The sequence below is a fragment of the [Pseudomonas] carboxydohydrogena genome, from assembly GCF_029030725.1.
Classification (GTDB): Bacteria; Pseudomonadota; Alphaproteobacteria; order Rhizobiales; family Xanthobacteraceae; genus Afipia; species Afipia carboxydohydrogena.
Genome location: NZ_CP113162.1, coordinates 963,840 through 983,398 on the forward strand (window position 1 = coordinate 963,840; position 19,559 = coordinate 983,398).

Annotated in this window: 20 protein-coding genes and 1 tRNA gene; 16 read left to right on the top strand and 5 right to left on the bottom strand. The window is 60.6% G+C overall.

Features of this window, described 5'->3' with window-relative positions; genetic code table 11:
• The first annotated feature begins 25 nt into the window (after positions 1 to 25).
• Entirely contained in the window at positions 26 to 520 is a 495-nt protein-coding gene (locus AFIC_RS04615) for a hypothetical protein (protein ID WP_275247981.1), read from the top strand.
• Positions 504 to 914 (top strand): hypothetical protein, encoded by a 411-nt coding sequence (locus AFIC_RS04620; RefSeq protein ID WP_275247982.1) that lies wholly within the window; start codon positions 504 to 506, stop codon positions 912 to 914. The genes AFIC_RS04615 and AFIC_RS04620 overlap by 17 nt, the downstream gene beginning before the upstream one ends.
• Before the next feature lie 89 nt (positions 915 to 1,003).
• Here the strand turns inward: AFIC_RS04620 and selD are convergent, their stop codons facing one another.
• A complete protein-coding gene (selD, locus tag AFIC_RS04625) occupies positions 1,004 to 2,053 on the bottom strand; it encodes a selenide, water dikinase SelD (protein WP_275247983.1) in 1,050 nt (349 codons plus the stop codon).
• Between the two features lie 558 nt (positions 2,054 to 2,611).
• Here selD and AFIC_RS04630 point away from each other — a divergent pair.
• From AFIC_RS04630 to AFIC_RS04660, 7 genes are all read left to right on the top strand, one after another.
• Positions 2,612 to 4,147: a class I adenylate-forming enzyme family protein gene (locus AFIC_RS04630; RefSeq protein ID WP_275247984.1), complete on the top strand. Its 1,536-nt coding sequence runs from the start codon at positions 2,612 to 2,614 to the stop codon at positions 4,145 to 4,147.
• Entirely contained in the window at positions 4,144 to 5,559 is a 1,416-nt protein-coding gene (locus AFIC_RS04635; protein ID WP_275247985.1) for a lactate racemase domain-containing protein, read from the top strand. Before AFIC_RS04630 ends, AFIC_RS04635 begins: the two co-directional genes overlap by 4 nt.
• Before the next feature lie 20 nt (positions 5,560 to 5,579).
• Positions 5,580 to 6,281, top strand: coding sequence for a nickel pincer cofactor biosynthesis protein LarB (larB, locus tag AFIC_RS04640; RefSeq protein ID WP_275247986.1), 702 nt, complete (start codon positions 5,580 to 5,582; stop codon positions 6,279 to 6,281).
• Positions 6,282 to 6,377: 96 nt separating this feature from the next.
• Positions 6,378 to 7,340 (top strand): ABC transporter substrate-binding protein, encoded by a 963-nt coding sequence (locus AFIC_RS04645; protein ID WP_275247987.1) that lies wholly within the window; start codon positions 6,378 to 6,380, stop codon positions 7,338 to 7,340.
• On the top strand, positions 7,341 to 8,639 hold the full coding sequence (gene larC, locus AFIC_RS04650; RefSeq protein ID WP_275247988.1) for a nickel pincer cofactor biosynthesis protein LarC: 1,299 nt from the start codon (positions 7,341 to 7,343) through the stop codon (positions 8,637 to 8,639). It begins immediately after the preceding gene.
• Positions 8,636 to 9,424 carry an ATP-dependent sacrificial sulfur transferase LarE gene (gene larE, locus AFIC_RS04655; protein WP_275247989.1) on the top strand — a complete coding sequence of 263 codons (789 nt, stop codon included), beginning with the start codon at positions 8,636 to 8,638 and terminating at the stop codon, positions 9,422 to 9,424. The genes larC and larE overlap by 4 nt, the downstream gene beginning before the upstream one ends.
• Positions 9,425 to 9,454: 30 nt before the next feature.
• Entirely contained in the window at positions 9,455 to 10,153 is a 699-nt protein-coding gene (locus tag AFIC_RS04660; protein ID WP_275247990.1) for an urease accessory protein UreH domain-containing protein, read from the top strand.
• A gap of 38 nt (positions 10,154 to 10,191) precedes the next feature.
• Here the strand turns inward: AFIC_RS04660 and AFIC_RS04665 are convergent.
• The 4 genes from AFIC_RS04665 to mnmA form a co-directional block, all read right to left on the bottom strand.
• Positions 10,192 to 10,268: transfer RNA gene (locus AFIC_RS04665), tRNA-Met, on the bottom strand.
• A 96-nt stretch (positions 10,269 to 10,364) separates the two neighbouring features.
• Positions 10,365 to 10,733, bottom strand: coding sequence for a hypothetical protein (locus AFIC_RS04670; RefSeq protein ID WP_420833365.1), 369 nt, complete (start codon positions 10,731 to 10,733; stop codon positions 10,365 to 10,367).
• A 63-nt stretch (positions 10,734 to 10,796) separates the two neighbouring features.
• Positions 10,797 to 11,435 carry a class I SAM-dependent methyltransferase gene (locus AFIC_RS04675; protein ID WP_275247992.1) on the bottom strand — a complete coding sequence of 213 codons (639 nt, stop codon included), beginning with the start codon at positions 11,433 to 11,435 and terminating at the stop codon, positions 10,797 to 10,799.
• 15 nt (positions 11,436 to 11,450) lie between these two features.
• Positions 11,451 to 12,632 carry a tRNA 2-thiouridine(34) synthase MnmA gene (mnmA, locus tag AFIC_RS04680; RefSeq protein WP_275247993.1) on the bottom strand — a complete coding sequence of 394 codons (1,182 nt, stop codon included), beginning with the start codon at positions 12,630 to 12,632 and terminating at the stop codon, positions 11,451 to 11,453.
• A gap of 250 nt (positions 12,633 to 12,882) precedes the next feature.
• On the opposite strand from mnmA, the gene AFIC_RS04685 reads away from it, so the two are divergent.
• From AFIC_RS04685 to fliN, 7 genes are all read left to right on the top strand, one after another.
• Complete coding sequence (locus tag AFIC_RS04685) at positions 12,883 to 14,490, top strand: flagellar hook-length control protein FliK (protein WP_420833366.1); 1,608 nt, start codon at positions 12,883 to 12,885, stop codon at positions 14,488 to 14,490.
• A gap of 9 nt (positions 14,491 to 14,499) precedes the next feature.
• Entirely contained in the window at positions 14,500 to 15,237 is a 738-nt protein-coding gene (locus tag AFIC_RS04690; RefSeq protein WP_275247995.1) for a flagellar hook assembly protein FlgD, read from the top strand.
• A 171-nt stretch (positions 15,238 to 15,408) separates the two neighbouring features.
• The gene (gene sciP, locus AFIC_RS04695) at positions 15,409 to 15,684 is read left to right on the top strand and encodes a CtrA inhibitor SciP (protein ID WP_002714638.1); all 276 of its coding nucleotides are present in this window, start codon (positions 15,409 to 15,411) and stop codon (positions 15,682 to 15,684) included.
• Between the two features lie 224 nt (positions 15,685 to 15,908).
• Positions 15,909 to 17,462 carry a flagellar basal-body MS-ring/collar protein FliF gene (gene fliF / locus AFIC_RS04700; RefSeq protein ID WP_275247996.1) on the top strand — a complete coding sequence of 518 codons (1,554 nt, stop codon included), beginning with the start codon at positions 15,909 to 15,911 and terminating at the stop codon, positions 17,460 to 17,462.
• 3 nt (positions 17,463 to 17,465) lie between these two features.
• Positions 17,466 to 18,557, top strand: coding sequence for a flagellar motor switch protein FliG (fliG, locus tag AFIC_RS04705; RefSeq protein WP_275247997.1), 1,092 nt, complete (start codon positions 17,466 to 17,468; stop codon positions 18,555 to 18,557).
• A complete protein-coding gene (locus AFIC_RS04710) occupies positions 18,557 to 19,198 on the top strand; it encodes a FliH/SctL family protein (RefSeq protein WP_275247998.1) in 642 nt (213 codons plus the stop codon). The genes fliG and AFIC_RS04710 overlap by 1 nt, the downstream gene beginning before the upstream one ends.
• The gene (gene fliN, locus AFIC_RS04715) at positions 19,195 to 19,554 is read left to right on the top strand and encodes a flagellar motor switch protein FliN (RefSeq protein WP_275247999.1); all 360 of its coding nucleotides are present in this window, start codon (positions 19,195 to 19,197) and stop codon (positions 19,552 to 19,554) included. Before AFIC_RS04710 ends, fliN begins: the two co-directional genes overlap by 4 nt.
• Positions 19,555 to 19,559: the final 5 nt, after the last annotated feature.

Genomic DNA, 19,559 nt, shown 5'->3' on the forward strand with positions numbered 1-19,559 from the left:
CTCTCTCACCGAAATTGGGTGTGTGATGACGACGCAGCAGCTTTCCGCATTTCTCGATGGTTTCGAGCGCTCCGCGCATGAAGCGAGCGTGAACGAAGAAAATTATCGCCGCGAAATCGCCGTTCGCCTCAATGAGCTTGCAAACGAGCGCGCCTTCGGTTTCCGCAGGCTTAATCTCATGCGGACGGTCGTCGCGGCGATTCAGGATTGCGAGACCGAGGATGATGCCATCGTCAGAGGTTCGGCGGCCTTCCTGCGGGAAGTGGGCTGGTCGGCCGAAAACGAGTCCCAGCAAGAATCGCTGGAGAAATTCCAGCCGGTCATTCGCGCCTGCTGGCAGATGAAGCAGGCCGGAAGCGAAGATCAGGCGAATGGCGATGCGAAGCCGGAAGAGAAGCCGGTCGATATTAGAGAGCAGCTGAACGAGTTCGAGAATTGGTTCGGCAAGGCGCGCAACGGCTCGTTCCTCAGCGTGCTTGAACGAGAAATCGTGGAGCTGCCGCTTGTCGAAATCTGCTAGGGGGCACCGGGAGAAGCTCGATGATGCCTTGTTCGACGACTGGATCGTCAAGGAGTATCGGCGCAGGAATGGCTTCACCGCACTGATCCTGCTGGTTTCGACGGCAAATCTCAGCGTGTTGCCGCTGCGCTCGACCTTTACGCATATGATCGGCGACGAGCTTGACTGGCATCAGTTCAGCATGCTGATGCGCGGGGCCGGTGTTGCGTGGGATGGCGTTATGATCATGCCGGTCAGTGACGAAGATGGAGGCCCGATCGAGGATCGCCGCGCGGCAGAGGAACTGCGTGTGCTGGAGGATCGCGTCAATGAAGACCGCATGGTGGTCAATGAAGGACACTTTTTCGATAATTGGGGTCGTCGCATGAAGGTCGAGCCCGCGACGGCGAATTGACGGCATGGACCGTTCGTCATTGCCGGGTCTGGCCCGGCAATCCATTTTTTTGCAGGATGACGAACTAGTCGGCCCGTATAAGCCGCGATTCACGCTGTGACGCGCACCTCGGCGGGGCCCGCTTCGGTATGACCGACAATCCGCGCGGCATCGTAGCCTGCCTGTTGAATCGTCGCGAGGAGCGCTTGCGCGCGATCGGCGGCGCAAGAGATCAGCAGCCCACCTGACGTCTGAGGATCGACCAGCAGGTTGCGCTGCCAGTCGGGCAAACCTTCAGGCAAGCGGACCGCATCGCCATAACTTGCCCAGTTTCGCGTCGATGCGCCGGTGATGTAGCCCTTCTGCGCAAGCTGTGCGGCTTGCGCGAACAGCGGCACGTCGCCGGCCTTCAGCGTGACGGTGAGTTTCGAGCCGCGTGCAAGCTCCAGCGCGTGGCCGAGCAGCCCGAAACCCGTGACGTCGGTGATGGCGTGAACGGTCTTGTCGTCGGCAAGCTCGCCGCCGATGCGATTAAGCTGCGTGGTTGAAGCAACCATTTCAGCATAACCCTGACCGGATAGCTCGGCCTTCTTGATCGCGGCGGAATAAATGCCGACGCCAATGGCCTTGGTCAGAATCAGCGCGTCGCCGGGTTTGGCGTCGGCGTTGCGGCGTACCTGATCGGGGCGGCAAAGGCCGATGACGGCAAGGCCGTAGATCGGCTCCGGCGCGTCGATGGAGTGGCCGCCGGCGACGGGAATTCCGGCGCTCGCACAGACGGCGTTGCCGCCCGCGATGATCTTGCGCACGTCATCAACCGTGATCTTGTTGAGCGGCATGCCGAGGATTGCGAGCGCCATGATCGGCTTCGCGCCCATGGCATAAATGTCGGAGATTGCGTTGGTGGCGGCAATCCGGCCAAAGTCAAAGGGGTCGTCCACGACCGGCATGAAGAAGTCCGTGGTGGCAACCACGCAGGTGGAGTCGTCGACTTTCCATACCGCGGCGTCATCGCCGGTTTCGACACCGACCAGCAGTTGACGGAACGGTGCAGCGGCGGGCTGGTTAGCCAGCAGCTCCTGAAGCATGGCGGGCGCGAGCTTGCAGCCGCACCCGCCACCATGAGCAAGACTCGTCAGACGCACGATGGGGGCATTCATTGTCATAGATCTCCTGCGGATTGCGCCGCGCAGCGGCAGCCTCACCTGCATTCCGCGCACTACGCGGAGCGGAGAGTGACAAAACGTCCGCAGATCATATGCCCGATCGACCGCCGGATGCAAATGCGCGCGGGCGGCACTTTCGGCACGGCAGTGCCAGTTTTCAGCCTGCATGTTTGCGGCATCGCCGGCGTGTGCGGTGCGTGTGTGAAGTTGCGGATATGGAAAAGCGCGTGAGGCTGATCGCGAGGAAACTGGAAAATTGTCGCGCAAAGGTTGGTGGCGAGAGGGGGGACTCGGAACCTCCGATCCGGCCGTGGTTCTTCATCGCGGCCGAATTGCGATCTCCCGTCTCAACATCCAGAAAATCCGCTGACGCACGCAGCCTGCGTCGGATATTGACTTCCCCATTTGTTGTACTCAAAATTTAATACGGCGTTTCAATATATAGAACGTCAATGAGGTTCGTTTGGAATCTAAAATCCTGCAAATGCGGCCGCGTGATCTCTCATCTAAAATTGCTGAAGGCAATGCGACGCTTTTGAGAACATATGTTGGATGGTGAAGATGCAGCTTGGTGAGATTCTTCTCAAACACGATCCAGCTTCGACGGCGGTGCTGTTTGAAGATCGGGCGTACTCTTACGGAGAATTGGAATCTCTCTCGAATCGCTTCGCGCGAATGCTTCTCTCTTTCGGCGTCAAGGCCGGAGAAACCGTTTCCTATTTGCTGGGCAACGATCCTCTGTTGGTTGCGGCCTATATTGCCGGTTTCAGGACCGGCATCATTACCAACCCTCTTCACGACAGGCTGACCGCGGATGAGATCGCCTATATTGTCAGCCATGCGGGCAGCAAGATCGTGGTTGTCGGAGAATCCTACGCGGCGACACTTGCGGAAGCATTGAAGAGCATCAGCGATGTTCGTGTGGTTTGTTTTGGCAAGCCGGGTGTTTTGAAGAATGCGGCCGTTCCCGATCTGGATTCTTTTTCATCGGAGGCGGTTAATCCTGAAGTGAGCCCGAACGATGTGGCGCTGCTTCTCTATACATCCGGCACGACGGGGCGGCCGAAAGGCGTAATGCTGACGCATGATAATGTCGCGTCAGGCATCTCGGCTGTGGCTGGTGGTTTTCGTCTCAGGCCATCCGATCGGACGCTATGTATCATGTCGCTGTCGCACACCAACGCGCTGATGTTCAGCACGCTGCCGTATCTGTTGTCCGGCGCGTCGGTCGCGCTGTGCAAGCGCTTCAGCGCTTCCAGCCTGTGGGATCTTTGCGAACGCTACGAAGTGAACAGCTTCAGTGCCTCGCCGACCATCTTGAGCATTCTGCTGGAAGACGCGACCGGAAAGACCGGTTACCCGAAACTTGAGTTCGTCAAGGTGGCGTCCGCGCCCACCTCGGTGGATCTGTCGGACCGGTTTCACGCCCGTTTCGGACAGGATTTGCTTATCGAGACTTACGGTCTGACGGAGACCACATCCATCAATGTGATGAATCCGCTTCGCGGTCCGCGCAAACCCGGGTCCATCGGAAGGCCGTTGCCGCCGAGCGAAATCCGCATTGTCGATGCTCAGGGACAGGAACTGCCAGCAGGCGCAACAGGTGAGATCGAAATCCGTGGCCCGACTGTGATGAAGGGCTATTACAAGGATCCCGATGCGACGGCTGCGACCATCAGAGGCGGCTGGGTGAGGTCTGGAGATCTGGCGAAGGTTGATGAGGATGGCTACATTTTCATCGTTGGCCGGAAAAAAGAAACGATCATTCGCGGCGGTGAAAATATTTCGCCGCTTGAAGTCGAGCAGATCATCGCGCGGCATCCGGCGGTGCGGGAAGCGGCGGCGGTCGGAATTCCTGACCGCATCTATGGCGAAGTCGTCGCGGCCTGCGTCGTCAAGCGGGGCGACGTGACGGAAAGCGAGCTGATCCGGCACTGCGGCGAGTACCTTGCCTCTTTCAAGGTGCCGGCTCGCATTGCCTTCGTTGATGAACTGCCGCGTAATCCGATCGGGAAGTTCATTCGCCGGGCGTTGCTGCCGTATTTCGAAGACGGGATCGAGCCAGTTGCCAGCAAGAGGAACGCATGAGCACAAAAAGCGTAGCCGTCGATTTTGGCGACAAAAAGCTCAATATTGATGTCCCCGATCATGCATCGGTCGTCGAGTTTGAGGATCCGCCATTTCTGCAAGACCCCGCGGCCTCCATACGCGAGACGCTGGCGAAGCCGTACAGCTCTCCGCCGCTGGCTGAATTGATCAAGCCCGGCATGCGGGTCGCGATCGGGTTTGATGACATCACCAGGCCAAACACGCCCCCGCGAACCATCCTGCCGATCATCGTCGAGGAGCTTCTCGCGAAAGGGGTGAAACAGCGCGACATTGTGTTCGTGAACGCCTGTAGCAATCATCGCAAGAATACGCGGGCGGAACTGGCCAATCATCTCGGTCCGGAGATTTTCGGCACGTTCTGGGGCACGGGACAGATTCTCAACCACGATTGCACCGATCAGGAGCAGTTACAGTATTTCGGCATCACGGATGGCGGCCGCTATGTCGAGATGAACAAGCATTTCGTCAATGCGGATCTGATGATCTATCAGGGAAACGTCGCCGCCGGCGCGTGGCGCAGTTATACCGGGACAGGCGTTGCTGTCGGCCTGGCATCGACACGCAGTATCGCGTCCCACCACAGTTTCCATGGCATTCCGGAGCCAGCCGTCAAGGTCAACGCGGAGAAAAAGGCTGCGGCCGCGCCGCGCAAGCGTATTCCGAGTGTCAAGGAAGAGATGACAGATTATCTCGACGAGGCTCTTGGCCGGAAGGTTTTCTATATCAACTCCTTCAATGGCAGCGGCGGGCGCATGGCAGGCATTTTTGCGGGCTACGCGGATGGAGTTAAGCCTCCTGCATGGGAATTGGCTGAGAAATACGTTCGCCGCCCAACACCGGAAGCGGATGTACTGATCGTGGGGCTGCCTGCGAGCTATTCTTACGGCAGTTCGAACAATACCCTGATCGCGACTGTTGGCGCGACGGTGCCCCCGCGTTATTGCCCGGAGGCGCCGGTTTTGCGTGAGGGAGGAGTCGTTATCGCGTGCTCTCCGGCGAACGGCCATATCGATGCCGACCGCTTTCCGTCATATCAGCCGGCCATCGATCTCTACGCGCGCTATTTCTCTTCGCGGGACATGGTCGATCACGAGGATGAATTCGATCATCGCCCTGACTTCCGGCACAAATATACGCACGGTTACGGCTACCCGCCGCTGCATGCCTTTTGGCTGTTCTATGAGAACGAGTACCTGCTGAAGCGAGCCGGTGCGGTCATCATGGCGGGTACGCCAAACCCGGGTGCATTCCGTGCGCTGGGCCTTACCCCGGCACGCAATTTCGACGAAGCGTGGCAGATTGCGAAAAAATACGTCGGTGCAAATCCCCGGACGGTGGTTGCTCCGACCTTCTGGAGCAAGCCCCGCATCAAGTTCGATGTGCCGCGATAGTTCGCTAACGGAGAGATCCCATGCTGTCAGATCAGGTCAAGCTCGATTTTCAGCGGCGTGAACGGATCGGATTCGACGAGGCGGTGCTTTGCGAATGGAAGAGCGTGGAGCAGATTGGCTACATCCTGCAAACGGCCGTCGAGGCGGAACGTCCGCTGCTTCTGACCCGGTTGACGGATGTCAAACTTGCGGCCTTGCCGGAGAAATTGCGAAAGAATATCGATTATGATCCGGTTTCGCGCACGGGTTTCTTCGCCGCCGAGCTTTTCGTTCCCTCGCATGCCGAGGTGAGTGTTGTGAGTGCGGGAAGTTCGGACATTCCCGTGGCGCATGAAGCGATCCGTACATTGCAGTATTTCGGTATTGGGGCGTCCGAGATTTCCGATGTCGGCGTGGCTGGCCTGTGGCGGCTGATGGAGCGGATCGACGCCATCCGCGCGAGCAGGATCGTCATCGTGGCTGCCGGAATGGACGGCGCATTGCCAAGCGTGGTCGGCGGTCTCGTCCCAGGCGCCGTGATCGCGGTGCCGACCTCGGTGGGGTATGGCGCGTCCGATAACGGACGCACGGCGATGAATGCCTGTCTGGCGAGCTGCGCCGCCGGTCTGGCCGTCGTGAATATCGATAATGGCTTCGGAGCGGCCTGTATCGCGTTGCGCGTGCTGCGCGATACGAAAGCTCCGCAATATCGAATGCTGCTTGAAGCAGCTGTCAGGGAGTGAAATTTGTCAAAATAACAAATCGACAGAGGAGGAGAGGATATGTCTCGAGCGAAAGCGGTGACTGGACTAAGTGGACTGATATTCGCAAGTGGGATCATGCTCGCCAGCCTGACCGCGCCGGCGGCGGCGGAAGTCAGCGAGGTCAAGATCGCCATGCAATATGGCCTCGGGCATCTGCACGTGATGCTGATGCGCGACAAGAAGCTGGTCGAGAAGCATCTCAAGGAAGAAGGTCTCGGCGCCACGGCCACGAAGTATTTTCAGCTCGCCGGATCGGCGGCAATGAATGACGCGCTACTGTCGGGAAGCGTCGATTTCACCAGCGGCGGATTGACGGGTATTGCCACATTGTGGAGCGCGTCGAAGGGAAAGGTAAAGGCATTGTCCGCCGTGAATGCCTTCCCGATGTATCTCAATACGATCAATCCGAACATCAAGTCGCTGAAGGACTTCACGCCGGCCGACAAGATAGCTCTGCCGGCCGTGCGCGTCTCGCCGCAGGCCATCGTGCTCGGCATGGCGGCCCAGAAGGAACTGGGCGATCCCACCAAGCTCGACTCGCTGACGGTGACGATGAACCATCCGGACGCGATGGCGGCCCTGTTTTCTAAATCCGGTGCGGTGAACAGTCATCTTGCCTTCTCGCCGTATCAGGAAGCTGAATTGAAGCACCCGGGCGTGCACCGTGTTTTCAGCTCCTACGACATCATGGGCGGCCCGGCGACCATCGTCGTGATCGGGACGCGCCAGGATTTCTACGATCAGAATCCGAAAACGGTGAAGGCCGTGCTTGCGGCGCTCAACGAGGCGATTGCATACATCAACAACAACAAGGAGGGCGCCGCGAAGTTCTATGTCGAGCATAGCGGCGACAAGAGCTCGACCTATGAGGAGGTGTTGAGCCTTCTGAAGAATCCGGAAATCATCTTTTCCAACGTGCCGTCGGGAACGATGAAGTTCGTCTCCTTCATGTACGATCGCGGCATCGTCAAGCAAAAGCCTGAATCCTGGAAGGACCTTTATTTTCCGGTGGCCTACAACATCAAGGGCGCGAACTGAGTGTCTGAACGGCTGCATATTCATCTCGATGTCGTCGGCGGAATCGCCGGCGACATCTTCGCTGCGGGAATGGCGGATGCTTTCCCGAAGCTGAAAGACGCGATTCTCAGGAATACGTTGGCCGTCGTTCCCGCGAGTTGCGGCGCGCCTGTGTTTTCGGAGGGCAAGAGCGGGGCGATCCGGGCGTTGCGGTTTTCGCTCGCGTCTATTGACCAGAAGGCTGCTCACCCTCACCACGGCCACGCGCATGGTCATTCTCATCATGCGGCGGGTCGCCATAGTCATGATGTCGAAACCCTGCAACCAAGCCATGTGCCGGCGGACCATCACGACCATCACCATGGCGCAGGCTCCTATCTTGAAATCGTCCGCCTGATCGAGGCGGCCAGTCTTGCTCCGAACGTCCGTGTGCAGGCTCTCGGAATCCTGCGCCTTTTGGCTGAAGCGGAGGCTCATATCCATCAGATCGAAATCGATCGCGTGCATTTCCATGAAATCGCGGGTTGGGATTCGATCATGGATGTGGTCGCGGCGGGTACGATCATCGCGGCCCTCGATGGCGCGCGATGGTCGGTTTCCAGCCTTCCTCTGGGTGGCGGCCTGATCCAGACCCAGCATGGCCTGTTGCCTGTGCCCGCGCCTGCGACTGCGGCGCTGCTCAAGGATTTCCAATGGCGCAACGATGGCGTTTCGGGCGAACGCATTACGCCGACCGGTGCTGCCATCCTGAAGCACCTGATCGGTATGCCTGCGACCCAGTTGCCGGAGGGGCGACTGATATCGACGGGTATCGGCGCGGGGACGCGTGAATTCGAGAAACTGCCGAACATTTTGCGCGTACTTGTTTTTGAAGCGGGCACGCAGGCAGAGAGCATGGTGGTCGCGACGATCAATTTCGATATTGACGACATGACCGGGGAGGAGATTCAGGTCGCGGCCGACAGGATTCGTCAGGTGGACGGCGTGATCGACGTCACAACCGGGCAGCGAACCGGAAAGAAGGGCCGTGTTGCGACGTCGTTCCGCGTTTTGGCGCAACCTGACAGGCTTGATGAGATCAACCGGCAGATTTTCACGGAAACCTCGACGATCGGTCTGCGTTGGCATCTCGAGCAGCGCGCCTGCCTATTCCGCAAATCCGACTCTGTTCCGCAGGAGGAAGGCATTTTGCGTGTCAAGGAAGTGAAACGCCCTGACGGCTCCTTGAGCCGAAAAACGGAGAGCGACGATGTGGCCCCGCATTCCGGGCTTGAAAAGCGCCGGGCTCTCAAGGCCAAAGCGGAGCGAAATCAGGAATGAAGGCATTCGCTAACGAAGCCGCCTTGGTGTCGGTGCTGGACAGATATAACGAGATCGCGATTGCGGTGAGCGGCGGCATTGACAGTATGGTCCTTGCCTACGTCGCGCATCGCTTCTCTCGCACGAAGGCAGTGATGATGCATGCGGTCTCGCCTGCTGTGCCGCAGGCCGCGACGGCTCGTATCAGGCGTTACGCGGACTGCGAGGGCTGGAATGTCGTCTGGCTCGATGCGGGTGAATTCGACGACCCAAATTATCGCGCCAACCCGGTTAACCGTTGCTATTACTGCAAATCCAATCTGTACGATCGTATTCGCGATGCGACGTCCTTCCAAATCGCATCGGGAACCAACATCGACGACCTCGGCGATTTCCGCCCGGGGCTGAAAGCTGCATCAGAGCGTGCGGTGGTCCATCCTTATGTTGAAGCCGGTCTGGGTAAGGCAGTCATCTATAGCTTGGCGGAAAGGTATGGATTGACCGATCTTGCCGAGCTTCCGGCGCAGCCATGCCTTGCCAGCCGTGTTGAAACCGGCATAGCGATTAATCCGGATGATCTGGCTTTCATCGAAATGATGGAGAACAGGGCTGCTTCGCTCGCGCCTGTTACTGCCGATATTCGATGCCGCACCACGGCCACAGGCATCGTCATCGAAGTCGGTACGACGTTCCCGCAATCCCAACGTGACTTTCTGGCGCAGGACGCTGCAAAGCTATGTGCGGCTCACGGACGTATCTTTGCGGGGGTGCGAGACTATCGTCGCGGGTCCGCGTTTCTGCGCTGACAGTGTTGAAACGCTGACTTTGGGGGGCGCATGTTCGGAATCCTGACGCTTGGTTTTCTGCTCGGGATGCATCATGCGCTCGAGGCTGATCATATCGCCGCGGTGTCGAGCATCGCCGCCCGCCGCTCCAGTGTCCGCGACATCGTCAAGCACGGTCTGACCTGGGGTATTGGCCATACCATAACGCTGTCTTTATTTGCTGGGGCAGCTCTATTGCTCGGGCAGATGATTTCGGATCATCTCGCTGAACGGCTGGAATTTGCGGTCGGCGTCATGCTGGTTATCATGGGCGTGTACGTGTTGTGGCAGCTTTGGCGTGATCGGATACATTTCCATGGCCACATTCATGATGGGGCTGTGCACTTTCATGCTCACAGCCATCGTGGGGAATCCATGCCGCATGAACGAAGCGCGCATGCGCATGAACACGGATTCCGCTGGCGGACATTGCTTGTTGGTTTGATTCACGGCATGGCAGGCTCGGCGGCACTACTCGTTATCGCAATGTCGCAGGTGAGCAATCCGGTTTATGGGCTGCTCTATCTGGTTTTATTTGGCCTCGGATCGATGATCGGCATGGGTGCGCTGTCGGCCGTTATCGCCGTGCCATTGGCGATTTCCGCGCGATCGTTGACCTGGGCAAATCGTACCTTGCAGGTAGCTGTGGGGATGGTGACGGTCGGTATAGGCGCCTCGACCATCTATGCGACGATGTTTTCTCATGCGTAGCACGATCGAAGGTGCTGATCGGTGCAACGGAAGGCTTTTGGTAGCGAGAGAGGGACTCGAACCCCCGACCCCAGGATTATGATTCCCGTGCTCTAACCAGCTGAGCTACCTCGCCAAAATCCGCATGGCCGATATGACCGGCCACTCGCGAATGGCGCATATAAAGAGGGAGCCAAATGGCTGTCAAGCAAGAGAAAGCTCCGAAAACGCATCATTTCGGCCGCACGTTGGGATCGCCGCCCGGACTTCCGGGTGGCGGAATCACCGGCATGGAACCGCCGGGCGGGTTCGGTGTCGGCGCATGCATCTCGGGATCGATGCCGGGCGGAGGGCACAGCACGCCATCCGATTTCGCCAGCGTATCGCCGAGGGGTTTGCCGGCTTGATTTTTCGGGTTCGATGGCTGAACGCCACTCTCTCCGGGCGCGACCTGCGTGGGCGCACATTTCGTCGCCGGGCGATCGGTATTGCTCGGTGCTATCGGCGCTTGCGGTGTCGCAGGCGCCGGGGCGGCCTGAGCCAGCACCGCTGCGGGCGCAGCCATCAGCGCACAGATCGTCACAGCAAGAGTGGTTGTCATCCGCATGAAGGCTGAACGGCCCAGGCGAAGGCATGTTCCTGAGTACGGGCGGTCGGCGGAGGATTAGTGCTTGCGGTAGCGGATCAGGGAGAAATGTCCCATCGGCGGCATCGGCCGCCGTTCGATCAGATCCACGCCGCCGTGGCGTGCGGCCCAGTTGACGAGGCGCGCCCACGGGAACTCGGGCCGCCAGCCGAGACGGCGCGCGATTGGCGAGAACGCCAGTTCGAACAATTTGCGCGGGCCGCTTTCCGCGCCGATGTGATTGACGAGAATAAGCTCGCCGCCGGGTTTCAGCACGCGCACGAAATCGTCAAGCGTGGCCTCCGGCTCCGGCACGGCGGTGACGACATATTGCGCGACCACGGCGTCGAAGGTGCCGTCCGCGAACGCCAGATGTTTGGCGTCCATCACCGACAGGGCTTCGACATTGGTCAAATTGAGCGTGCGTGCGCGCTCGCGCGCCTTGCGCAGCATCGGCTCGGAAATATCGACGCCGCAGATTTTCGTGGTGCGTGAATAGTCGGTCAGCGACAGGCCGGTGCCGATGCCGACATCGAGAACGCGGCCGCCGATCCGGTCGGCCAGCGCGATCGTGGCTTTGCGCCCGGCATCGAAGACTTGCCCGAAGACGAGATCGTAGATGGGCGCCCAGGCGGCGTAAGCCTTCGCCACTCCGGCGCGATCGATGTCGTTAGCCACGATGTGCCGATGATCCTAGAGCGCGGCGGAGGCCGCGAGATGATGGGAATCCACGGCGTCGCCGTGATTGAAGGCGTGGGTGATGAAGCCGCCGCCGAGTACGCGCGCCTGTCCGTCCGGTGCGTCGTAGAATACGCAGGCTTGTCCCGGCGAGATGCCTTCCTCGCCCGCGAGCAACTCGACTTCGCAATGGTCGCCGTTCATCCGCAGATGGGCAGGCTGGGGTGGACGGGTCGAGCGCACCTTGATGTAGAGGTCGCGGCCTTCATTCGCGGCATGCTCGAACGAGCCGTCGCCGATCCAGTTGATGTCGCGCAGCGTGATGATGCTTTTGCGCAGCGCCGCGCGCGGACCGACGATCACCCGTCGCGATGCGGCGTCGAGTGCCACGACATAAAGCGGTTCGGCGGCGGCGATGCCGATGCCACGGCGCTGGCCGATCGTGAAATTCACGATACCCTGATGATGGCCGAGAACGCGGCCGCGCAGATCGACGATATCTCCCGGTTGCAGCGCATTCGGCTTCATGCGCTCGATCACGTCGGTGTAGCGGCCGGTCGGCACGAAACAGATGTCCTGGCTGTCGTGCTTCTCGGCAACCGGCAGATCGAAGCGACGCGCCAGTTCGCGCGTCTGGGCCTTGGTCATGTCGCCGAGCGGGAAGCGCAAATCGTTGAGCTGGTCCTGCGTCGTCGCGAACAGGAAATAGCTCTGGTCGCGGTCGGCATCGGCGGCGCAGACCATGGCGCGCGAGCCGTCAGCCTGCCGCCGCGAGGCGACGTAATGGCCGGTGGCGAGCGCCTTGGCGCCGAGTTCGCGGGCAGTCGTGAGCAGGTCGCGGAATTTGACGGAACGGTTGCACTCGATGCACGGCACCGGCGTTTCGCCCAGCACATAGCTTTCCGCGAAGCGGTCGATCACCGATTCACGGAAACGGCTCTCATAATCGAGCACGTAATGCGGAATGCCGATGCGTTCGGCGACGTCGCGCGCGTCGTGGATGTCCTGTCCCGCGCAGCAGGCGCCCTTGCGGTGGGTGGCGGCGCCATGATCGTAAAGTTGCAGCGTGATGCCGATGACATCGTAGCCCTCGGCCTTCAACAGGGCGGCCGTGGTCGAGGAGTCGACGCCACCGGACATGGCGACGACCACGCGCGTGCCGGACGGCGGTCCTTCGAGGTCGAGACTGTTGAGCATCGCATTGATCCAAAGGCGCGAAAGGCCGCGCCCTGTCTGGGTACTTTATTATAGTTGGGGAGGATGGGTGGCAATTAGAACGGTTTTGTCCGGCAAAACTTGCCGGAAGGCAGAAAAAGCAGACAGAAAAGAGCCTGATGAAGGATTGTCTGGAAATATAAAGTATTGTTTTTATTGAATATATCAAGAAATCAAGGCTGGCCCGGTCCTTGCTGAGAAAGCTACAGGTACCTTTGCGAGAACCAGTCCCGTGTTGAACGTCGCGCACGATCCGGCCGTCAATTCCCAGGTTTACAGTCACCGTAGCCCGCCCAGGCAGGATCAGGGCGTGTCCGCGGATGATTTCGGTTCCCTGGTCGATAGCAATGCGGCGGCGGCCAATCGCGATGTTCCTCTCCCTTCCGTGCAGGACGGGACGGCTCGCCGGGCCGACAACAGCAATGATCGTCCGGCCAGACGCGATGACAGAGATGATGCCAAGCCCGCCGAGGACGCGCAGCAGGCTGCGCCGCGCACCGGTGTCGTCGATCAAAAGACCAAAAAAGCGCCCGCAAATGCCGGTGCGGTGAAGACCGGACTGTCCGAAGGCAAATCGAAAACCAAAACGAAGGATGATGCGGCTGACGGCACGCCGGCCGATCTGACCCAATCCCCGCAAACGGCTGGCGATGCGGCCAGTCCGGGCGCGGTCGTGGTGGCAGCTCCTGCGGCAGTGACGCAGACCGAAACGGTCAAGTCTGACGGCAAATCCGATGCGACTACGGAGACGGCGACACCCGCTCCGGGCGTTTCGGCAACGGTTGCGGCCAATGCGACTTCTGGCAAAGACGCCGGTGCAGAGGCTGAGGCAACCGGCACCGTGGCCAAGCCGATGGTCGATCCGTCAGCCGGACACCCGTCTTTCGACAAATCGAAAACGGGCCAGACGCAGGCGTCGGCCGATGGCGCTTCTTTGGCGAAGACAGGCGATGGCGCGAATGCGACCGCGCTGTCCACCGGCATTGTCGTGCTGCAGCAAGCCACAGCCGCACCCGCGGTCACCACCGGAGTGGCCAAGACCGAAGCCGTCGCGGGCATCGCGAACGGCAAGCCCGCGAAGGCTGCGGTCAAAACGGACGCTACCGATCAGGCCGATACGAAACCCGGAGCGGACACCAAGCCTTCCGGCGACAAGCCTGCCGCTTCTTCCGCCAATGACACGAATGCGGATCAGGGCAAGAGCGATGCCGCTTCGGCGAAAGCCGACAAGGGGGGCGCGGTGCCTGCCGCTCCCTCGCATGACCGCCATAGCTCCGATGCTCCAATCGCCAAGCCGGATGTCAGCTTCCAGGCGGCTCTCGACATGCAAGCGCCCGCCACGCAACAGACTCAAACCCAGCAGCAATTCACGGTGACGGCGGCGGGGCCGACGGCCTCCGCGCAGGCAGCCAGCGTTCCCGTGCCGGTGAACGGGCTCGCGGTCGATATCGCGACGCGCGCGGCAGCGGGCAATACCAGCTTCCAGATCCGTCTCGATCCGGCCGAACTTGGCCGCATCGATGTACGACTGGACGTGGACAAGCATGGCCGGGTGACCTCGCACCTCACGGTGGATCAGCCCGCGACACTCGACATGCTGCGCAGGGATGCGCCGCAGTTGCAGCGCGCGTTGGAGGATGCCGGTCTCAAGACCGGTGACGGCGGATTGCAGTTCAGCCTGCGCGATCAATCGCCGCAGGGAGGTCAGGGCGATAGCGGGCAGGGGCGCCAGTCGCACCGCCTGATCGTCTCCGAAGAGGTTTCAACCACGCCGCAGGTGGCGGGCGCGAGCTACGGCCGGTCGTCCGGTTCAAGCTCCGGCATCGACATCAGCATTTGAGGACTAGCCATGTCTGTTGACGCGACAACGGCAACACCGGTCACATCGGCCCCCGCATCGACGACGAACACCGGTTCGTCGTCGAGCAGCAGCAGTTCGAGCACGGGCTCCACGGGGATCGCGGATAATTTCCAGACGTTCCTGACGCTGCTGACCACGCAGTTGCAGAACCAGAATCCGCTCGATCCGCTCGATACCAACCAGTTCACCGCGCAGCTCGTGCAGTTCGCGCAGGTCGAGCAGCAGTTGAAGGCCAACGATCAGTTGAGCTCACTGGTGGCGCTACAGAAAACGGCGCAATCGACGCAGGCATTGAGCTTCGTCGGCCAGACCATCTCGGTCGATGGCTCGACCGCTGCCTTCAACGGCTCGGCGACATGGAATTTCAATGCGGCCGCCGACTGCAACGCAGTCGTCACGATTGCCGCCCCGAACGGGGAGACGGCCTATACCGGCAGCTATTCGCTGAAAGCCGGTCCCGCCAGTTTTGTCTGGGACGGCAAGGGCAATGATGGCACCCAATGGGCGGCCGGCAACTACAAGCTGACGGTGACCGGCAAGGACAACAGCGGCAAGGACGTCACGGTGACGACCGAGGTGCAGGGCGTGGTGGATTCCGTGGACATGACGGCGAGCCCGGCGCTGCTCTCGATGGGTGGCAACAATTATACGATCGACCAGATCAAGCGGGTGGTCCGCAGCAGCACGTCCGACACTGGAAACGGCACGGGCAACAGCGGCACCTAAGTACCGTTAGTCGATTATTTAAGAATTCCTGCCCCGCCTTTCAGGAGGCGGGGTTTGTCGTTGAAGGGGCGGAGTTCAGGAGAACTGCATTCGACGCTTAGGCTTAGGCAAATTTTAAGCGGCTCGGGGTACCTTGTTCCCACGAGTGCAGTTTGAGTTTGTGAGTACGCCATGACAGAACCCCACCGCCCGAGGGTGAAGTATGTCATCGGGCCCGATGGTAGCCCGCTGACGATTGCTGATCTTCCGGCTCCTGGTACCAAACGGTGGGTTATCCGCCGCAAGGCCGAAGTTGTCGCAGCCGTCCGTGGCGGCCTTCTTTCTCTGGAAGAAGCATGCAGCCGCTATACGCTGACGGTGGACGAATTCCTGTCCTGGCAGTTTTCGATCGACCAGCACGGTTTGGCCGGGCTGCGCACCACCCGAATCCAGCAATACCGCCAATAACGCTAGCAGCCCGCAGCCGGGATTTTCCGAAAATCCGCTTCATTACATGAAGCGGAGCTTGAGGATGTCTCAATTTATGCCAGGCTGTTAACCCGCGTTAACCATCTAGAAACCATCCCTAGGCAAATTCTGCCCAGTCGGCCCATTTGGCCGAATCTTTGGGGTGGTCTTTGCCAGGGCTGGTTTCATTCCTTCGCGGTATGGGTGCAGGGCGGCTCGCGGCGATGTTGGCCGTGACCATGGCCCTGCTGGGCTTTTTCGGGTTCGTCATCCTGCGGGTGACGGCCCCACAGATGGTCACCCTTTATACCGATCTGAGCTACGACGACGCCTCCGGCGTCATGAAGGAGCTCGACCGGCAGGCCATTCCCTACGAGTTGAAGAATGACGGCGCCATCATCATGGTGCCGAAGGACAAGGTCACCCGCCTGCGGATGAAGCTCGCCGAAGGCGGCCTGCCGAAGGGTGGTGGCGTCGGCTACGAGATCTTCGACAAGTCCGATACGCTGGGTTCGACCAGTTTCGTCCAGAACGTCAATCACCTGCGCGCGCTCGAGGGTGAGCTTGCCCGCACCATCAAGTCCATCGACCGTATCCAGGCGGTGCGAGTGCATCTGGTGCTGCCGGACCGGCCGCTGTTCTCGCGCGAGAAACCGGAGCCCTCGGCGGCGATTGTGGTTCGTGTCCGCGGGGCGCTTGAGCCGCAGCAGGTTCGCGCCATCCGCCATCTTGTCGCATCGTCCGTCAATGGCCTGAAGCCGCAGCGCGTCTCGATCGTCGACGAGAATGGCCAGTTGCTCGCGGACGGGTCGGGTGACGCCAACGGCATGGGGGATGTCGGCGCGGACGAGCGGCGCATCGCCTATGAGAACCGGCTGCGCAAGCAGATCGAAAGCATCGTCACATCGGTGGTTGGCGCCGGCCGCGCGCGCGTCCAGCTCTCGGCGGATTTCGATTACAACAAGGTCACCGAGACGTCCGACAAGTTCGACCCGGAAGGGCGTGTGCTGCGCTCGAGCCAGACACGTGAGGAATCGTCCGCGACGTCGAACGGGCAGAACGGTCAGGTCACCGTCAACAACGAAATGCCCGGCAACCAGCAGCAGAATGCAGCCAACGCGGGCAAGGACCAGAGCAAGAAGAGCGAGGAAATCAACAATTACGAAATTTCCCGCACCACCAAGACGGAAGTGACCGAAGCAGGTCGCGTGCAGCGCGTGTCGGTCGCCGTGCTGGTGGATGGCACCTATTCCAAGAACGAAAAAGGCGACATGGTCTATGCGCCGCGCAGCAAGGAAGACCTTGAGCGCATCGCCACGCTGGTGCGCTCGGCGATTGGCTTTGAAAAGAACCGTGGCGATCAGGTCGATGTCGTCAATCTGCGCTTCGCCGAAGCGCCTGCGGCCGTGCCGCTGCCCGAGCCGACCGGCTGGCTGAGCGTATTCCAGTTCACCAAGGACGACGTGATGTATTTCATCGAACTTGGCGTGATGTCGCTGCTCGCCATTGTCGTCGTCTTCATGGTGGTCCGGCCGCTCGTCAAGCGCGTGTTGGCCGAAGACCCGCCACCCGCTCTGCCGGCGCTCCCCGAAGTCGAGCAGCCCGCCGCCGTTCCGGGGCCCGTTCATACCGCCGCGACCGCGCAGATGATCGATGTCGCGCAGGTGCAGGGACAGGTCCACGCGCAATCCGTCCATCGCGTCGGCGAGTTGGCCGATCGCAATCCGAACGAGACCGTTTCCATCATCCGTCAATGGCTGACAGAGCAACCGGCGTAAAACATGGCATCCGTTCCGGCCCAACAGAAACCAGAAGATATCGCCAGTGTCGTCGCGACGCTTGCGAGCCGTCAGAACGGGCGTGCGGGGCCCGCGCCGGCGCCGTTGAGTGGTCCCAAGCGCGCGGCGATCATGATGCTGGCGCTGGGCGAGCAATATGGCAGCAAGGTCTGGTCGCTGCTGGATGATGACGAAGTGCGCGAATTGTCCGCCGTGATGTCCTCGCTTGGCACCATCGAGGCGAATGTCGTCGAGGATTTGCTGCTCGAATTCGTCTCGCGGATGTCCGCTTCAGGTGCGCTGATGGGCAACTTCGACGCGACGGAGCGGCTGTTGCAGCAATACCTGCCGTCCGAACGCGTCACCGGCATCATGGACGAAATCCGCGGCCCCGCGGGTCGCAATATGTGGGAGAAACTCTCCAACGTGCAGGAAGAGGTTCTCGCCAATTATCTCAAAAACGAATATCCGCAGACGGTCGCGGTGGTGCTGTCGAAGCTGAAACCGGAACATGCTGCGCGCGTGCTGGCGATCCTGCCCGAGGACATGGCGCTCGATGTCGTCAACCGGATGCTGCGCATGGAAGCGGTGCAGAAGGAAGTCATCGAGCGTGTCGAGAGCACGCTGCGCACCGAATTCATGTCCAATCTGTCGCAGACCCGCCGCCGTGACGCCCATGAGGTGATGGCGGAAATTTTCAACAATTTCGATCGCCAGACCGAAACGCGCTTTCTCACCGCGCTGGAGGAGGAAAGCCGCGAGGCGGCCGAGCGCATCAAGTCGCTGATGTTCACGTTCGACGACCTCGTCAAGCTCGACGCGGGTTCGGCCCAGACGCTGATGCGTCATGTCGACAAGGACAAGCTCGGCGTCGCGCTGAAGGGCGCCAACGACGCCGTGCGCGAGTTCTTCATGGGCAACATGTCGACCCGTGCCGCGAAGATGTTGCAAGACGACATGGCCGCCGCCGGTCCGGTGCGGCTGCGTGACGTGGATGAGGCCCAGGCGCTTCTGGTGAATCTTGCGAAGGACCTCGCCGCCAAGGGCGAGATCATGCTGCAAAAGAATCGTGCCGACGACGAATTGGTGTACTGATGAGCGCGCCCGCGAAATTCCTGTTCGACATGGACTTTGCCGCTCCGGCGAATACCGAGCGGCAGGCCTCGCGTGCGGAAATCGCCCAGATGGTCGCCGATGCCGAGGCGCGCGCTTTCCGCGATGGATTTCAGGCCGCGCAGAAAGAGGCGAGCGTGGAGAGCGACCGCCGTTCGGCGCTGGCGATGGAGGAAATCGCCATCGCCATGCGCGGACTGGCCTCCAGCTTCAAGACGGTCGAGGGGCGGATGGAGACCGAGGCCGTGGATGTGTCGGTCGCGGTGGCGCGCAAGCTGTGCAGCGAGCTTGTCGCAGCCGAGCCGCTTGCGGAGATGACGGCGCTGATCGCCGATTGCCTGCGGCACCTGACGTCGACGCCTCATATCGCGATCCGGGTGAACGACGCGTTGTACGATCGCGCGCGCGCGCGGATCGAGGATCTGGCGCGCCGCAGCGGGTTTGAGGGGCGGCTGGTGATTTTGGCGGAGCCGGACATCGATATTTCGGACTGCAAGATCGAATGGGCGGACGGCGGGTGCACGCTCGATCGTGCCGCGACGGATGCCAGGATCGGTGAATTGGTGGAGCGCTACATGGCGGCTCGCAATCAGGCCGAAGATCCGGCCGGGAGAGACTCATGAGTGATACTGATGGACAGGGGCAGGTGCCGTTGCCGGACCTGAACGAAACCGAGGCTCCGCCGCTCGATCAGACGGCCTATTCGGAGGACGAAGAGCGCAGCGCGCGCATCGCCTCCGATCTGGAAGCGGTGTTCGACGTGCCGGTGCAGGTGTCGGCGGTGCTGGGCCGCTCGAAAATGGATGTCAGCGATCTTCTCAAGCTCGGTCCGGGGACGGTGCTCGAACTCGATCGGCGCGTCGGCGAGGCGATCGATATTTACGTCAACAACCGTCTGGTGGCGCGCGGCGAAGTGGTTCTCGTGGAAGACAAGCTCGGCGTGACCATGACGGAAATCATCAAGGCGGAACGCGCGTAGACCGC

Coding starts and splice junctions, on each gene's coding strand:
- AFIC_RS04615 (WP_275247981.1), top strand. CDS start 26: ATGACGACGCAGCAGCTTTCCGCATTTCTCGATGGTTTCGAGCGCTCC.
- selD (WP_275247983.1), bottom strand. CDS start 2,053: ATGAATGCCCCCATCGTGCGTCTGACGAGTCTTGCTCATGGTGGCGGG.
- AFIC_RS04630 (WP_275247984.1), top strand. CDS start 2,612: ATGGTGAAGATGCAGCTTGGTGAGATTCTTCTCAAACACGATCCAGCT.
- AFIC_RS04635 (WP_275247985.1), top strand. CDS start 4,144: ATGAGCACAAAAAGCGTAGCCGTCGATTTTGGCGACAAAAAGCTCAAT.
- larB (WP_275247986.1), top strand. CDS start 5,580: ATGCTGTCAGATCAGGTCAAGCTCGATTTTCAGCGGCGTGAACGGATC.
- AFIC_RS04645 (WP_275247987.1), top strand. CDS start 6,378: ATGCTCGCCAGCCTGACCGCGCCGGCGGCGGCGGAAGTCAGCGAGGTC.
- larE (WP_275247989.1), top strand. CDS start 8,636: ATGAAGGCATTCGCTAACGAAGCCGCCTTGGTGTCGGTGCTGGACAGA.
- AFIC_RS04660 (WP_275247990.1), top strand. CDS start 9,455: ATGTTCGGAATCCTGACGCTTGGTTTTCTGCTCGGGATGCATCATGCG.
- AFIC_RS04670 (WP_420833365.1), bottom strand. CDS start 10,733: ATGACAACCACTCTTGCTGTGACGATCTGTGCGCTGATGGCTGCGCCC.
- mnmA (WP_275247993.1), bottom strand. CDS start 12,632: ATGCTCAACAGTCTCGACCTCGAAGGACCGCCGTCCGGCACGCGCGTG.
- AFIC_RS04690 (WP_275247995.1), top strand. CDS start 14,500: ATGTCTGTTGACGCGACAACGGCAACACCGGTCACATCGGCCCCCGCA.
- sciP (WP_002714638.1), top strand. CDS start 15,409: ATGACAGAACCCCACCGCCCGAGGGTGAAGTATGTCATCGGGCCCGAT.
- fliF (WP_275247996.1), top strand. CDS start 15,909: ATGTTGGCCGTGACCATGGCCCTGCTGGGCTTTTTCGGGTTCGTCATC.
- fliG (WP_275247997.1), top strand. CDS start 17,466: ATGGCATCCGTTCCGGCCCAACAGAAACCAGAAGATATCGCCAGTGTC.
- AFIC_RS04710 (WP_275247998.1), top strand. CDS start 18,557: ATGAGCGCGCCCGCGAAATTCCTGTTCGACATGGACTTTGCCGCTCCG.
- fliN (WP_275247999.1), top strand. CDS start 19,195: ATGAGTGATACTGATGGACAGGGGCAGGTGCCGTTGCCGGACCTGAAC.